This window comes from Mycobacterium sp. Soil_C_30 (assembly GCF_057656995.1).
The window spans coordinates 51320-65205 of the sequence record NZ_JBDGJH010000027.1; the positions used below are offsets into that span (position 1 = coordinate 51320).

The following is a 13886-nucleotide window of genomic DNA, read 5'->3' on the forward strand; positions in this document are numbered from 1 at the left end:
TTACCGCCCGGCGGGGGCGCGCGCAAACACGGCGTGGCCGCCTCCATCGTCGACGGGCTGACGCGGGCCTTCCTCGGCGACGCGGCCGCCGCGAAGTTGGCGTCCCCCACACGGCCTCGAAACACCTGCCGGCGGTATCGGGCCCGATGCTTGGCGGGTCAACCATGATGGCCGAGCAGCGACTGCGTTACGGCGTGCAACACGAGATGGTCGACGACGCCCCAGACGCCCACCAGCATCCCGCTGCGGCGTCCCCTCAGCCGGCTCCGGTCAGGTACCGCGGAGCCAGGGAAAGCGCGAGACCTCCTGGCTCGCCTTGCCGTTGAACTCCGGCGGCCTCTTCTGCAGGAACGACATGATGCCCTCGGTGGCGTCAGCCGACCCGAACGCGTACGGAATGGTCGCCTTGTCGATGGCGAACGCCGCTTCGGGATCACCCTCGGCGGCCATGACGACCAGGCTGCGCCGGATCACCGCGGCCGACACGGGCGCGACGTGCACCGCGATCTCGCGGGCCAGTTTCTCGGCGGCAGGCAGCAGTTCATCCCGGGGATGCACGCTGGTCACCAGCCCGGCGGCATGCGCTTCGGCGGCGTCGAACACGCGCCCGCTGATCATCCATTCCTTGGCCTTGGCCAGTCCGACGAGTTGCGGAAGGAACCACAACGATCCGCCTTCCGGGAACAGGCCGCGGCGGGCGAACACGAAGCCGAAGCGGGCGTCGTCGGACGCGAGCCGGAAATCGGCGGGCAGGGTCATCGAGATCCCCACCCCGATGGCGGCGCCCTGGATCGCGGCGATGACAGGCTTGTTGAGGTTGGTGATCGGGCGCGCCACCCGGGTGGCGGGCTCGTCCCAGTCCGGGTCGTCGACGTCACCGATGGACCCGTCGCCGGCCAGGTCCATACCGACACAGAAGTTGTCCCCGGCCGCTTTGAGGATCACCACCCGCACGGCGTCATCCGAATCTGCCTGCAACAGAGCAGCATTGAGCTCGTCAGCCATGCAGAGAGTGAAGCCGTTGCGGGCTTCGGGGCGATCGAGGGTGATCGACGCGATCGCATCGGACACCTCATAGGTGATCGTTTCGTACGTCATCGTCTAGAACCTCGCATATCCGCCGTCGACCAGGAGCACGTCTCCGGTGTGATAGGCGCTGGCCGGACTGGCCAGGTACACCGCCACACCGGCGAGATCATCGGGTCTGCCCCACCGGCGAAGCGGAACCCGGGGCAGCACACGTTGATTGAAGACATCCGACGACAGCGCCGCGTCGATCATGTCGGTGGAGATCCAGCCCGGCTCGACGGTGTTGGCCCGGATCCCGTGGCGGGCCAGTTCGACGGCGACGCTGTTGACGATCGCGGTGATACCGGCTTTCGAGGCGCTGTAGGCGTGTTGACGGGGCATGCCCTGACGGGCTCCCATACTCGAGATCGCCACCAGGCTGCCGCCGGTCCCGGACTCGATCATCTGCCGGGCGGCCTCACGCAGGGTGAGGAAGACACCGTCGAGGTTGACGCTGGTGACCGACCGGAACTTCTCCAGGCTGGTGTCCAGCAGCGCAGTGACACCGCCGCCCACGCCTGCGTTCGTGAAACAGGAATCGAGGCCGCCCAATTCGGCGCGGACGCGGCTCATCGCCGCGGTGACGGCCCGCTCGTCGCTCACGTCCGCGGCGACCGCCAGCACCGGGTTGCCGAACTGTTCCAACGTCGCCTGCGCCTCGCCCAACCGTTGCGCGGACCGGCCGATGATCGCCACCGCTGCCCCGGCACGGGCCAGCCCCGAGGCGATGCCCAAGCCGATGCCCGACCCGCCGCCGGTCACCACCGAGACGTGGCCGTGCAGGTCGAAAGGATTGTCGGGATTCGAGGTTCCGGTCAACGGGCAGAGCTCCTTGCTTGAGGTCGTCGAGTGGCGCAGGCACCGGTGAGCAGTAGTTCGATCATCCCGATCGCGGTGCGTGCCCGTGGCGGGCTACCGGTGATCATGTCGCTCCAGAGGAAGGATTCGGCCAGCCGCACGATCGCATAGGCCAGGTCGTCGAGGCTCACCTCTGGGCCGATCTCGGTCATGGCGTCGAGTTGGCTTGACACCCAGGCGATCAGGTGTCCCTGGACGGTGCCGTAACTCGACGTGAGCACCCGCAGGGCGTAGTCGGGATCGTCGGCGACGAATGTCACCAGTGGCGGAAAGTCCCGCACCGTCTCGGTGACCCGGCCGTAGACGCGCAGGAAACGCTCACGCGGACCTCCCCCGCCGCGGTCGCGTGCCTCGATCCTGGCGATGGTGTCGGACATGATCTTCCAGGCGATGTCGCCGAGCAGCGCCTCACGACTGGTGAACCACCGATACAGGGTCGACCGGCCCACCCCGAGTTCCCGCGCCAGGGCCCGCATGTCGAGGCGCCGTCCATCCAGGAACCATCCGACGGCGACATCGAAGGCGCTGTCACGGGTGACGCGCACGACGGCCACACCGGCGTGGGACATATCTGCAATATGTCCCATCAGGTGGCGGTGGTCAAGCAGTGGTCGGCCGTCGGGCCGCGGCGAACGCTGTTGGACGCCGAGCACGACCTCGGTGAAGCTCACCAGTGCCGGGTTTGCCTTTCGGCCACACTTGGTCGCCATCCTTTTCATCAGCGGCTGCAAAACCCTCATTTCACCGCATATGCTTTCTCGAATAGGCTGTAAGTCCGCAAACACGGAACACGGGTAACTGCCGCCCCGGAGGGAGGACCGATGACCACGATCCGGATCAAGGACGCCGCGTCCCTGCTCGGTGTCAGCGACGACACCGTGCGCCGCTGGATCGACAGCGGCAGCCTCACCGCAGCCAAAGACGAGGCCGGCCGCAAGGTCATCGACGGCAAGGCCCTCGCCGAGTTCGCCCGACAGCACGCCGCTCCCCCGCCGGACCCACTCGGCATCGCGAGTTCGGCACGCAACCGCCTCGTCGGCCTCGTCACCCGGGTGACCGCCGACGGCGTGATGGCCGAGGTGCAGATGCAGTGCGGTCCGTTCACGGTCGTTTCGTTGATGAGCCGCGAATCGGCCGAACAACTGGGCCTCGAACCCGGCAAGTTGGCCGTGGCCGTCGTCAAAGCAACCACCGTGGTGGTCGAAACCCCGAGAGGAAGTTCATGAACTCCAGGTCCGCCGTGCTGGTCGTGGCCGTCGGCACCGTCGCGTTCATCGCGGGCTGTTCCGGTTCCACCCCCGGCTCGCAGTCATCGCCGGAACCGGCCGGGAGCTCGGCGGCATCAGCCGAAACAAGCGGTGAGATCACGGTGTTCGCCGCCGCCTCGCTGAAAAACACCTTCACCGAACTCGGCACCCGGTTCGAAGCAGCCAATCCCGGGACCACAGTCAACTTCAACTTCGCCGGCTCCTCCGATCTGGTCACCCAGATCACCCAGGGCGCACCCGCGGACGTCTTCGCCTCCGCCGACGAGAAGAACATGACCAAAGCCGTCGACGCCGGCGTCGTCGCCGGCGATCCGGTGGACTTCGCCACCAACACCCTGACTATCGTCACTCCGCCGGGAAACCCGAAAGGCGTTGTTTCCTTTGCGGATCTGGCCAAGCCGGACGTTTCGCTGGTGGTGTGCGCACCACAGGTCCCGTGCGGTTCGGCCACCGAGAAGATCGAGCAGCAGACCGGTGTGACACTGACCCCGGTGAGCGAGGAATCCGCGGTCACCGACGTCCTGGGCAAGGTCACCTCCGGACAGGCCGACGCGGGTCTGGTCTATGTCACCGACGCCAAGGGTGCCGGGGACAAGGTCGCTCCGGTCCCCTTCCCCGAATCCGCCGAGGCGGTCAACACCTACCCCATCGCCGTTCTCGAGGACGCCGGCAACAGTGCCACGGCACAACGATTCGTCGACCTGATCACCGGACCGGATGGGCAGGCGGCGCTGTCCGAAGCGGGCTTCGCCGCTCCATGAGGGTGCGACGGTCGGCCGGTGGGCTGATCCAGGTGGATCTCCCCTCCTGGATCTACCTGCCCGCCGCCGTCGGGGCGATGTTCGTCACCGTCCCGCTGATCGCGATCCTGCTGTCGATCGACTGGCCGAACTTCATCACCCTGATCACCTCCGAATCTTCCCGCGCCGCACTGATTCTGAGTCTGAAGACCGCCGCCGCCAGCACCGTGGTGTGCGTGGCGTTCGGCGTGCCGATGGCCCTGGTACTGGCCCGCGCGCGCTTCCCCGGGCAGTCCGTACTGCGGGCCCTGGTGCTGCTGCCCCTGGTGCTGCCTCCGGTGGTCGGCGGTATCGCGCTGCTGTACACCTTCGGCCGTCAGGGTCTGCTGGGTCAGCACCTCGAGGCGTTCGGCATCCGGATCGCCTTCTCCACCACCGCCGTCGTCCTCGCGCAGTCGTTTGTGTCCCTGCCGTTTCTGGTCGTCAGCCTGGAAGGCGCACTGCGATCGGCAGGCAAGCAGTACGAGGACATCGCCGCGATGCTCGGTGCCCGCCCAACGACGGTACTGCGCACGGTGACGCTGCCTCTGGTGCTGCCCGGGCTGATGTCCGGCGCGGTCCTGGCCTTCGCCCGCTCACTGGGTGAGTTCGGCGCCACCTTGACCTTCGCCGGCTCGCTGCAAGGCGTGACCCGGACTCTCCCGCTGGAGATCTACCTGCAGCGGGAAACCGATCCCGATGCGGCCGTGGCCCTTTCACTGCTACTCATCGTCGTCGCCGCACTGATCGTGGTGGCGTCGGCCTCACGGCGACTGACCGGGCCACTGTGAGCAGGATCGAACTGCACGCCCGAGTGCACCTGCGCGACGCCGAGTTCGACCTCACGCTCGACGACGGCGACGTCCTGGCCGTGCTCGGCCCCAACGGGGCGGGCAAATCCACCCTGCTGTCGCTCATCTCCGGGCTGCTGCGTCCGGACTCCGGCCGCATCGTGCTCGGTGACACCGTGGTCACCGACACCGAGGCCGCCGTGTTCGTGCCGCCGCACGCCCGCGGGGTGGCGATGCTGGCGCAGCAGGCGCTGCTGTTCCCGCACATGAGTGTGGCCGCCAACGTGGCCTATGCCCCCCGCTGCAAAGGCAACAGCCGTGCCGAGGCCGCCGTGGTCGCGCAGCGATGGCTGGCCGCGGTGGACGCCGAGCACCTGGCCGGTCGCCGTCCCGCACAGCTCTCCGGCGGGCAGGCGCAACGGGTGGCCGTGGCGCGGGCGCTGGCCGCCGAACCGCAAGTCCTCCTCCTCGACGAACCGATGGCCGCCCTCGATGTCACCGCGGCGCCCGCGGTGCGCCGCCTGCTGCGCGACATCCTGCGCGACGGGCGCCGCACGGCGGTGATCGTCACCCATGACCTGCTCGACGCGCTGGGGATCGCGAACAAGGTGATCGTCGTCGACGGCGGTCGCATCGTGGAACGCGGTGCCGTCCGCGACGTCCTGGCCGCACCCCGCAGCGAGTTCGCCGCGCGGATCGCCGGAGTCAACCTGGTGTCCGGGACCGTCACCGGGCCAGGAGTCCTGACCACAGCGTGGGATGCCACGATCTCCGGCGTCGGAGCCGTGGACGCCAACACCGCAGCCGTCGCCCTCTTCGCTCCGGCGGCGGTGTCGGTACACCTGGATGAACCCCACGGCAGTCCCCGCAATGTCATCCACACCACCATCGCCGAGATGGAGATCAACGGCGCCACCGTCCGGATCCGCGGCGCCGACCAACCCGACGGCAGCACCGGGCTGGCCGCCGACATCACCGCCGCGGCCGTCGCCGACCTCGACCTCGTCCCCGGCCGGCGGGTGTATTTCGTGGTCAAGGCCCAGGAGGTGCAACTCCTGCCGGGGCTGGACCCCGGACGTCCCTGACACCGCGCAACTACACTCACGGCCGTGCCCGGCCCTGTCATCAGCGTTTCCGCCGCGGTGATCGTCGGCGCAGAAAACCGCGTCCTCGTCGTCCGAAAGCGCGGCACCACGGCCTTCATGCAGCCGGGCGGGAAAATCGATGCCGGCGAGACACCGCTGGAAGCTCTTCGGCGGGAGGTGCGGGAAGAGCTGGGCGTCGATGTACCCCCGGCGCAGATCCGCGGGCTCGGCCGCTACGTCGCCGATGCCGCCAATGAGCCCGGCCACACGGTCGAAGCCGAGATGTTCTCGGTGACGCTGGACCAGGAGCCCCGAGCCTGCGCCGAGATCGCCGAGATGGTGTGGATCGACGCGGAAGCGCCCGGCGACATCGAGTTGGCGCCGTTGACGCGGGATGTAGTGCTGCAGCTCGTGCGCGAAAGGTGTTGCGGCACTTGATTCCAGCGGAGTTTCAGCAAACGTCACAGAATTTTCAGGGTAACCGAAGTCTGCCGGTAGTACATCCAAAACTATTGATACGAACCATCTTTCGTGCATCTCGGTTTGCAATACCCGCGAAGCTGTGCCAATCTGGGAAAAGCGAAGGGGAGTAGCCCCCCAATCGGGTAGTCGACATACTGGCGCTGCGGGTCACCGCAACGCCCGGTTACCCGGACCGGCAGTCAGCCGGTGGGCGAGACCTTCGGCCGTACAGACCGCATTGGTTGCCGGCCGGAGGCATCTGATGATCCCCTCCGGCAACCACCCGAACGAGGGGTTGTCCCGTGCTCTCCGCTCTCCTGTTGAGCTTCGCCGTCATCTTCGTCGCCGAGCTCGGCGACAAGACCCAGCTGGTCGCGATGACGTTCTCATTGCGCTACCGCTGGTGGGTGGTACTCGGCGCGATCACGGCGGCGACGACACTGGTCCACGTCCTGTCGGTCGCGATCGGGCACTACCTGGGCGCCGCGCTGCCGACGCACCTTCTCGGCCTCTTGGCCGGCGCGATGTTCGTCTTCTTCGGCCTCTGGACATTGCGCGGCGACAGCCTCAGCGACGAAGAGAAGAGCCGGGCCCAGCGGGCCACCGGTGCCGCATTCTTCGTGGTCACCTCGGCGTTCTTCCTGGCCGAGCTCGGCGACAAGACCATGCTCGCCACCATCACCCTGGCCGCCGACAACGACTGGCTGGGCGTGTGGATCGGATCCACCCTGGGCATGGTGGTCGCCGACGGGCTAGCGATCATCGTGGGTGCGGTCGCCGGCAAGCACCTGCCCGAGCGGCTCATCCAGATCGGCGCGGCGGTCCTGTTCCTCTTGTTCGGCTTCTACATGCTGCTGGAGAACATCTTCACCAGCGCTCCGATCTGGGTCATCGCCCTCGCCACCGCGGCCATCGTCGCGCTGTGCGCGGCGATGCTGCGCGCCCTACCCGAGCGATTCCGGCCGGCGGTGCTGAAACCGCAGGACACCTCCCCCGCCGTCGGCGAGACTGAGCAGGCATCCGCCGCCGAGGAGCCTACGCAGAACCGGATCTGACCAGGGAAGGGACGTCATGACGACAGTCGCCGAGAAGCCGAAGACCGCACCCTGGCTCGTCTTTTCCCGATTCCTGGCGCTCGCCACGGTCGCCGTGGTGGCCGTCCTGTTCGTCACCGCCGGGTCGGTGATCCAGGCGGGCGAATTCCTGGACATCCACGGCGGGGCTGCGATCGCCTTGCACGTGGTGACGGGTGTGCTCACCGTGACGCTGGCGGGCTTGGCGCGGCAACGGCGTCACGGCTGGTGGGCGGCGGCCCTGGCCCTCGGGTTGTTCGCCTTCTCCTTTGTCCAGGCCTACCTCGGCAAGGGTCACACCCTGAGCGTGCACGTCCCCGGCGCCCTGCTCATCACGGCCGCCTCGGTCTGGCTGACGGTCTGGCTGTTCTCCCGCCCGCGCAGCTGAGCTGCGGTGACACTCGACGAACTGGCCCGGCACCTGTGTGCCTCCGGGGTGGTCACCGTATTGATCGACGGACGTTCGGGGTCGGGCAAATCCACCCTGGCCGACCAGTTGGCCCAGCGCTGGGCCGGCAGTGTGGTGGTGCGCCTCGATGACATCTACCCCGGCTGGGACGGCCTGGCCTGGGCGGTGGACCACGTTCACACCGAACTGCTGCAACCGCGCAGCGCGGGTGATCCAGCGCGCTGGAGGCAGTGGGACTGGACGACGAACACCCCCGCCGGGTGGCGTCCGGTCACTGCCACCCAACGCCTGATCGTGGAAGGCGTCGGCACCCTGTCCGCCGGCAACCGGGCACTGGCGGACATCGGCATCTGGATCGACGCCGACGACGAGGTGCGCAAGCAGCGGGCATTGCGGCGCGACGGCGACACCTACCGTCCTTTCTGGGACCGATGGGCGGCCCAGGAAGAGACCCTCATCGCCCGGCATGACCCCCGCTCGGCCGCGGACTACCTCGCCACCGGGACCGCCGACGGCACGGATTGGTGCTTCACCAGCACCCACCCGGTATAGCAACTCCTGTGTGTGTGGACTAGCTTGGAGCACGGAACACCACGGGAGTGCACACCGAGTGCGCTGAGAGGACGGCTGACCGGCTGTCGACCGTACGAACCTGACCGGGTAATGCCGGCGTAGGGAGATGCACGTGAACATTGCCTGTCACGTAACACCCATCTGAGCGCCCGTTTCGGCGCCGCACTGCCACGGTCGCAATCGCCGTGCTCGCCTTCACGATTCGTCGCTGCCCGGTCCGTGCACGAATCTCAAATACTCAGTACGAGGAGTCTCATGTCCCATCCGACCTCCGACACCCGTCGCCCCGTGCGCTGGCGCGTCGTCGACATCGTGGTCGCCAGCGTGCTCGCGGTGGCCGCCGGCCTGGTTTTCGTCTTCTGGAACGTCGCGTCCAATCCCATCGCCACCCCGTTGAACGCCGTCCTGCCCGGCCTGCAGGCACTCGCGGGCGGCGGTTGGCTCTTCGCCGGCGTGCTCACCGCGCTGGTGATCCGCAAACCCGGCGCGGCCCTCTACGGCGAGTTGGTGGCCGCCACGGTGTCGGCCCTGGTCGGAAACCAGTGGGGCGTGTTGACCATCGAGTCCGGCCTGGTGCAGGGCCTGGGCGCCGAACTGGTGTTCGCGCTGTTCCTCTATCGCCGGTGGAACCTGCCCGTGGCCACCGCCGCCGGCGCTGCCGCCGGTCTGGCCCTGGCCATCAACGACCTGATCCTCTGGTACCCGGGATCGACCACCACCTTCGCAGCCATCTACACCGCCTCGGCAGTGGTCTCCGGTGCCGTCCTGGCCGGGGTGCTGTCCTGGTTCGTGGTCCGGGGCCTCGCCAAGACCGGAGCGCTCAGCCGCTTCGAGTCCGGAAGAGTGGTCGCGAGTCCCGCGCCTCGATGACACCTCGTCTCGGTGGCGCCGACGTGACGGCCGCCGGGTGGGGCTGGCAGCACGCCGGTCAGAGCCGTTGGGCGATAGAGGATCTGGAGCTGCACGTCGCGGCCGGAGAACGGGTGCTGTTGCTCGGACCGTCGGGGTCGGGGAAATCGACCCTGCTGCACGGTCTGGCCGGGCTGCTCGGCGGCTCCGAGGAGGGGCACCAGGCGGGCAGGCTTCTGATCGACGGCGCCGCACCGGTGCAGCAACGGAACCGCCTCGGAATGGTGCTACAGGACCCGGACTCACAAGTGATCCTGTCCCGCGTCGGCGACGACGTCGCGTTCGGCATGGAGAACTTCGCCGTTCCCCGCGACCGGATCTGGCCGCGCGTCGACGCGGCGCTGCGGTCGGTCGGCCTGAATCTCCCTGTCCACCACAACACCTCAACGCTGTCGGGTGGGCAGAAACAGCGGCTGGCGCTGGCAGGTGTGCTGGCGATGAGCCCGGGCCTGCTCCTGCTGGACGAACCCACCGCCAATCTCGATCCCGACGGGGTGATCGAGGTGCGCGACGCCGTGACCGCGGTCGCCGAACTGACCGGTGCCACCCTGATCGTCGTCGAGCACCGCACCAAGGTCTGGTTACCCGTCGTCGACCGGGTCATCGTGCTCGGCGCCGACGGGACTGTGATGGCCGACGGCCCACCGGAACAGACCATCCGGCGCGAACGTGATCACCTACTGCAGTCCGGTATCTGGATCCCTGATGCACCGGTCCCCCACCTGAACCGCACCCCGCCGCCTGTGGGGGAACCTCTGCTGGCAGCGACGGACCTGTCGTTGGGGTACCGCGCGAATCCGCCGCTTCGCACCGGGCTCGACTTCGGCATCTCGGCGGGGCGGGTCACCGCGGTGACGGGCCCCAACGGCGCGGGCAAGTCGACACTGGCCCTGACCCTCGGAGGTCTGCTGCCACCGCACGGCGGCGCACTCGAAGCACGCTCCGACTTCGCGCCGTCGCCGAAGAACCGCGAACCCGCCCGGTGGCGCTCCAAGGATCTGCTGACCCGCATCGCCAGCGTCTTCCAGGATCCCGAGCACCAGTTCCTCACCCCCACCGTCCGTGACGAGCTCTCGCTGGGGCCCAAAGCCCTCAAACTCGGCCAGGCCGAAATCGATTCACTCGGTGACGCGCTGCTGGACCGACTGCGGCTGAGTCATCTGGCCGACCGCAGCCCGTACACGCTGTCCGGCGGTGAGAAGCGCCGCCTGTCGGTGGCAGGCGTGTTGATGACGCGGCCCGACATCATCGTCCTCGACGAGCCCACGTTCGGGCAGGACCGTCGTACCTGGGAGGAACTGATCCACCTACTGTCCGAGATCGCCGACGACGGCAGCGCTGTGGTGGCGGTGACCCATGATGCGGAATTCGTCGACGTCCTGGCCGACGACCGGATAACGCTGTGATCAACCCTGTCGCGAAACTGCTGACAGCCGGGGTCATCGCGTTGGCGCTCGTGCTCAGCGTGGACTGGGTGTCGGCGCTGACAGCCCTGGTACTGGAGATCCCGTTGTTCGTGGCACTCGGTGTCCGGTTGCGGCCGTTCGTGATTCGTGGCGCGGTCATCACCGTCGCGGCCGCCCTCACCGCACTGACCAACCTGCTCTACGGCGAGCCCCGCGGTACCGTGCACTGGCATTTTCTGCTGATCACCGTCAGCGACGGTTCCATCGAGCTGGCCCTGGCCATGTTCCTGCGCGTGCTGGCCATTGCGCTGCCCTCGGTGCTGTTGTTCATCGACGTCGACGCCACCGAGCTGGCCGACGGACTGGGCCAGGTGCTCAAACTCCCCGCCCGGTTCGTGGTCGGCGCCATGGCCGGTCTGCGGCTGGTGGGGCTGCTACGACAGGACTGGCAGTACCTCGGGCACGCCCGCCGCGCCCGAGGGGTGGCCGATCAGGGCCGGATCCGGCGCTTCGTGGGCCAATCGTTTGCCCTGCTGGTGTTCGCGCTGCGCCGCGGGTCCAAGCTCGCAACCGCAATGGAGGCACGGGGATTCGGAGCCTACCCCACCCGGACCTGGGCGCGGCCGTCGACCTTCGGACCGCGAGAACTCGCCCTGATCGCCGCCGGCGTGGCCATCGCCGCGGCGGCCATCGGCGTCTCCATCGCCTTCGGCACCTGGAATTTCGTCGGGAGCTGAGGGCGGGTAAGACCTTTCCTCACCGCTCTCACGTCCTGTACCGCCACGGGAGGCGAAAGCGCAACGACAGCACTGCGATCCGGGCCTCGACGACAAGAGCCGGCCGGTGTCGGGCGCCGGAGGTGTCGGACCGAGTGTCGCCGCAGGCGATCGACACAGGCTGCGTGCATGCAGTAGCACGTGCCCGAGGACGCGAAAAGGTCATGGAATATCCGTTCCGGCGATGCTTTGGTGAATCGTATCACCGCAGATCAGACCGTACCAGACCTAATGTCGCAAAAATTTTGGTGATACGATTCACCGACATCGGCCAGTGCATGCCGATGCACTCCACTCCACAGGTCAGGCCACACGCTTGTGGCCGCGATGTGCGTTGCGTGGAGTTCATCTCTCGATATCAACAGGAGTTTCGCCATGGGACAGTTGGACGGAAAGGTCGCATTCATCACCGGCGTCGCCCGAGGACAAGGGCGTTCGCATGCCCTGACGCTGGCGCGCGAGGGCGCCAGCATCATCGGACTCGACGTCTGCGCCAAACCCTCGACGACGCCGTATCCGGGTGCCACCGAAGAGGATCTCCAGGAGACCGTGCGCCAGGTCAAAGAGATCGGCGGCCAGATCTTCGTCGACATCGCCGATACCCGTGACTACGCCGCGGTCCAGGGGGTCTTCGATCGAGGAATCGAACAGTTCGGCCGCGTGGACATCGTGCTGCCGAACGCCGGCATCTGCTCGGGGGCCAAGACCTGGGAGCTGAGCCCCGAAGACTGGCGGGAGATGGTCGACATCAACCTCAACGGCGTCTTCCACACCGTCAAGGCGGCCATTCCCACGCTGATCGCCCAGAATGAGGGCGGCTCAATTGTTTTCACAGGGTCCACCGAGGCACTCAAGGGCGCCGAGAACATCTCCTCCTACGCCGCGTCAAAACACGGCGTCACCGGATTGATGACCTCGCTCGCACGCGAACTCGGCCAGTACAACATCCGTGTCAATTCCGTGAATCCCACCTGCGTCGACACCCACATGATCAACAACGACTTCGTCTACGGCCTGTTCCGGCCGGACCTGGACAAGCCCACGCGCGACGATGTGACCGACACGTTCACATCCACGCATGTCCTGCCCGTCCCGTGGATCCAACCCCAGGATGTCAGCAATGCCATCCTCTACCTGGTGACCGAGCCCGGCCGGTTCATCACGGCCACCCCGCTGGTCATCGATGCGGGCTTCATCGTGAAGTCCTGATCGTCGGCGCCCTCGGACCGGCCCTCTGCGGCGATTCATTCGACGCAGAGGGCTAGGCTGTCTGGCGGCCTGTGAGGTGAAAAGAGAGCAGCGGCATGGTCACGATGAAGGACGTCGCGAAGGCAGCTGGTGTGTCTCAGGCGTCGGTGTCGTATGCCTACAGCGGTTCCCCCAAAGTGTCGCCGACTCAGCGCGAACAGATCTTTGCCGCCGCAGCCCGGCTGGGGTACACCGGCCCCAGCGTCGCAGGGAGCAGCCTGCGACGCGGCCGTATCGGAACCGTCGGTGTCATGGTTCCGGGAGCGCTGGCCAGTGCGGTCGTCGACCCGTCGACCGCACTGCTACTGCAGGGCATCGTCGAAGTCGGCGCCATGACCGACGTGGCGTTGACGTTGTTACCGGTCGACGGTCCGGCGCTGGGAGCACCGGAGCACCATCCGGTGATGCCGGCGGCACTGAGAGGGCTCGTCGATGGTGTGGTGATGCATTGTCTCCCCAACGATCACCCAGCCGTCCAGGCAGTGGTGTCACGCGGAATCCCCGCTGTTGCCGTCGATTCGCCACGGCTGCCCGGCATTCCGTATGTCACCGTTGATCACCGCCGCGCAGGCGCCGAGCAGATGGCGCACGTGTTGAGCCTCGGGCACCGGCGCATCGGCATCGTATCGGATCGCCTGGCGGGCGAGGCCTCTCCACACGTGCGCAATTTCGCCGACGTCACCGATGTCAACGAGACGTACCTGCAGGAGCGCCTCCGCGGGTACCGCGACGCCATCGACGCAGTGGCACCGCAAACCACCGACGTGCGCCTCGTGGAGGCCACCGACATCACGATGGTCAGCGGCATGACCGCCGCCAGACAGCTGTTGGAACACTCCCCTACCGCGGTCGTCGCGACCTCTGATGTGCACGCGGTGGCCGCACTGAAAGTGTTGGAAGCAGTTGGTATCTCGGTTCCCGAGCAGGTTTCGGTGATCGGATTCGACGACGCGCCGATCGCCGACCTCATGAATCTCACCACTGTTCACCAGCCACTCGCTGAGAAGGGTCAGGCCGCTGCGACGATGCTGCTGGACCTGTTGGCCAAACGGCCCCGCCGAAGGTCGGTGAAGCCGACGCACTTGGTGGTCCGCTCGACCACCGGGCCCGCCGGTCACCACTGACAGATACGGAAAACCCGGCGAGGTCTCCGCCGGGTCTGCCGCTTCTGGGTGCTGCCG

General features: G+C 67.4%; 16 protein-coding genes and 1 riboswitch. Of the genes, 13 read left to right on the forward strand and 3 right to left on the reverse strand.

The window, feature by feature from the left end:
- Nucleotides 1-270 precede the first annotated feature (270 nt).
- Genes AC3A6P_RS32155 through AC3A6P_RS32165 form a run of 3 tightly spaced genes read right to left on the reverse strand, consistent with a single transcriptional unit; the run spans nt 271 to nt 2495 of the window.
- A complete protein-coding gene (locus AC3A6P_RS32155) occupies nt 271-1098 on the reverse strand; it encodes an enoyl-CoA hydratase-related protein (RefSeq protein ID WP_487696438.1) in 828 nt (275 codons plus the stop codon).
- Between the two features lie 3 nt (nt 1099-1101).
- Entirely contained in the window at nt 1102-1887 is a 786-nt protein-coding gene (locus AC3A6P_RS32160; protein WP_487696439.1) for an SDR family NAD(P)-dependent oxidoreductase, read from the reverse strand.
- Nucleotides 1884-2495 (reverse strand): TetR/AcrR family transcriptional regulator, encoded by a 612-nt coding sequence (locus tag AC3A6P_RS32165; protein ID WP_487696440.1) that lies wholly within the window; start codon nt 2493-2495, stop codon nt 1884-1886. Before AC3A6P_RS32165 ends, AC3A6P_RS32160 begins: the two co-directional genes overlap by 4 nt.
- Before the next feature lie 252 nt (nt 2496-2747).
- Between AC3A6P_RS32165 and AC3A6P_RS32170 the strand changes: the two genes are divergently transcribed.
- The 13 genes from AC3A6P_RS32170 (at nt 2748) to AC3A6P_RS32230 (ending at nt 13829) form a co-directional block, all read left to right on the forward strand.
- The gene (locus AC3A6P_RS32170) at nt 2748-3152 is read left to right on the forward strand and encodes a TOBE domain-containing protein (protein ID WP_487696441.1); all 405 of its coding nucleotides are present in this window, start codon (nt 2748-2750) and stop codon (nt 3150-3152) included.
- Nucleotides 3149-3955: a molybdate ABC transporter substrate-binding protein gene (gene modA / locus AC3A6P_RS32175; protein ID WP_487696442.1), complete on the forward strand. Its 807-nt coding sequence runs from the start codon at nt 3149-3151 to the stop codon at nt 3953-3955. Before AC3A6P_RS32170 ends, modA begins: the two co-directional genes overlap by 4 nt.
- A complete protein-coding gene (locus AC3A6P_RS32180) occupies nt 3952-4764 on the forward strand; it encodes an ABC transporter permease (RefSeq protein ID WP_487696443.1) in 813 nt (270 codons plus the stop codon). The genes modA and AC3A6P_RS32180 overlap by 4 nt, the downstream gene beginning before the upstream one ends.
- Nucleotides 4761-5849 carry a sulfate/molybdate ABC transporter ATP-binding protein gene (locus tag AC3A6P_RS32185; protein ID WP_487696444.1) on the forward strand — a complete coding sequence of 363 codons (1089 nt, stop codon included), beginning with the start codon at nt 4761-4763 and terminating at the stop codon, nt 5847-5849. Before AC3A6P_RS32180 ends, AC3A6P_RS32185 begins: the two co-directional genes overlap by 4 nt.
- 24 nt (nt 5850-5873) lie before the next feature.
- Complete coding sequence (locus AC3A6P_RS32190; RefSeq protein WP_487696445.1) at nt 5874-6287, forward strand: NUDIX hydrolase; 414 nt, start codon at nt 5874-5876, stop codon at nt 6285-6287.
- 326 nt (nt 6288-6613) lie between these two features.
- On the forward strand, nt 6614-7366 hold the full coding sequence (locus AC3A6P_RS32195) for a TMEM165/GDT1 family protein (protein WP_487696446.1): 753 nt from the start codon (nt 6614-6616) through the stop codon (nt 7364-7366).
- A gap of 16 nt (nt 7367-7382) precedes the next feature.
- A complete protein-coding gene (locus AC3A6P_RS32200) occupies nt 7383-7772 on the forward strand; it encodes a hypothetical protein (RefSeq protein WP_487696447.1) in 390 nt (129 codons plus the stop codon).
- A 6-nt stretch (nt 7773-7778) separates the two neighbouring features.
- Entirely contained in the window at nt 7779-8345 is a 567-nt protein-coding gene (locus AC3A6P_RS32205) for a hypothetical protein (protein ID WP_487696448.1), read from the forward strand.
- Between the two features lie 31 nt (nt 8346-8376).
- Nucleotides 8377-8488, forward strand: a riboswitch (TPP riboswitch).
- Nucleotides 8489-8621: 133 nt separating this feature from the next.
- Nucleotides 8622-9236 (forward strand): ECF transporter S component, encoded by a 615-nt coding sequence (locus AC3A6P_RS32210; protein ID WP_487696449.1) that lies wholly within the window; start codon nt 8622-8624, stop codon nt 9234-9236.
- A complete protein-coding gene (locus AC3A6P_RS32215) occupies nt 9233-10681 on the forward strand; it encodes an ABC transporter ATP-binding protein (protein ID WP_487696450.1) in 1449 nt (482 codons plus the stop codon). Before AC3A6P_RS32210 ends, AC3A6P_RS32215 begins: the two co-directional genes overlap by 4 nt.
- Nucleotides 10678-11418, forward strand: a complete 741-nt coding sequence (locus AC3A6P_RS32220) for an energy-coupling factor transporter transmembrane component T family protein (RefSeq protein ID WP_487696451.1) — start codon at nt 10678-10680, stop codon at nt 11416-11418. Before AC3A6P_RS32215 ends, AC3A6P_RS32220 begins: the two co-directional genes overlap by 4 nt.
- 414 nt (nt 11419-11832) lie before the next feature.
- Nucleotides 11833-12666: a mycofactocin-coupled SDR family oxidoreductase gene (locus AC3A6P_RS32225; RefSeq protein ID WP_487696452.1), complete on the forward strand. Its 834-nt coding sequence runs from the start codon at nt 11833-11835 to the stop codon at nt 12664-12666.
- Nucleotides 12667-12761: 95 nt separating this feature from the next.
- Nucleotides 12762-13829, forward strand: a complete 1068-nt coding sequence (locus AC3A6P_RS32230; RefSeq protein WP_487696453.1) for a LacI family DNA-binding transcriptional regulator — start codon at nt 12762-12764, stop codon at nt 13827-13829.
- The last annotated feature ends 57 nt before the right edge of the window (nt 13830-13886 follow it).

What these genes read in the sequence shown, in the direction of transcription:
- AC3A6P_RS32155 (WP_487696438.1), bottom strand. Translation starts at nt 1,098, where the DNA reads ATGACGTACGAAACGATCACCTATGAGGTGTCCGATGCGATCGCGTCG.
- AC3A6P_RS32165 (WP_487696440.1), bottom strand. Translation starts at nt 2,495, where the DNA reads ATGTCCCACGCCGGTGTGGCCGTCGTGCGCGTCACCCGTGACAGCGCC.
- AC3A6P_RS32170 (WP_487696441.1), top strand. Translation starts at nt 2,748, where the DNA reads ATGACCACGATCCGGATCAAGGACGCCGCGTCCCTGCTCGGTGTCAGC.
- modA (WP_487696442.1), top strand. Translation starts at nt 3,149, where the DNA reads ATGAACTCCAGGTCCGCCGTGCTGGTCGTGGCCGTCGGCACCGTCGCG.
- AC3A6P_RS32180 (WP_487696443.1), top strand. Translation starts at nt 3,952, where the DNA reads ATGAGGGTGCGACGGTCGGCCGGTGGGCTGATCCAGGTGGATCTCCCC.
- AC3A6P_RS32200 (WP_487696447.1), top strand. Translation starts at nt 7,383, where the DNA reads ATGACGACAGTCGCCGAGAAGCCGAAGACCGCACCCTGGCTCGTCTTT.
- AC3A6P_RS32210 (WP_487696449.1), top strand. Translation starts at nt 8,622, where the DNA reads ATGTCCCATCCGACCTCCGACACCCGTCGCCCCGTGCGCTGGCGCGTC.
- AC3A6P_RS32215 (WP_487696450.1), top strand. Translation starts at nt 9,233, where the DNA reads ATGACACCTCGTCTCGGTGGCGCCGACGTGACGGCCGCCGGGTGGGGC.
- AC3A6P_RS32225 (WP_487696452.1), top strand. Translation starts at nt 11,833, where the DNA reads ATGGGACAGTTGGACGGAAAGGTCGCATTCATCACCGGCGTCGCCCGA.
- AC3A6P_RS32230 (WP_487696453.1), top strand. Translation starts at nt 12,762, where the DNA reads ATGGTCACGATGAAGGACGTCGCGAAGGCAGCTGGTGTGTCTCAGGCG.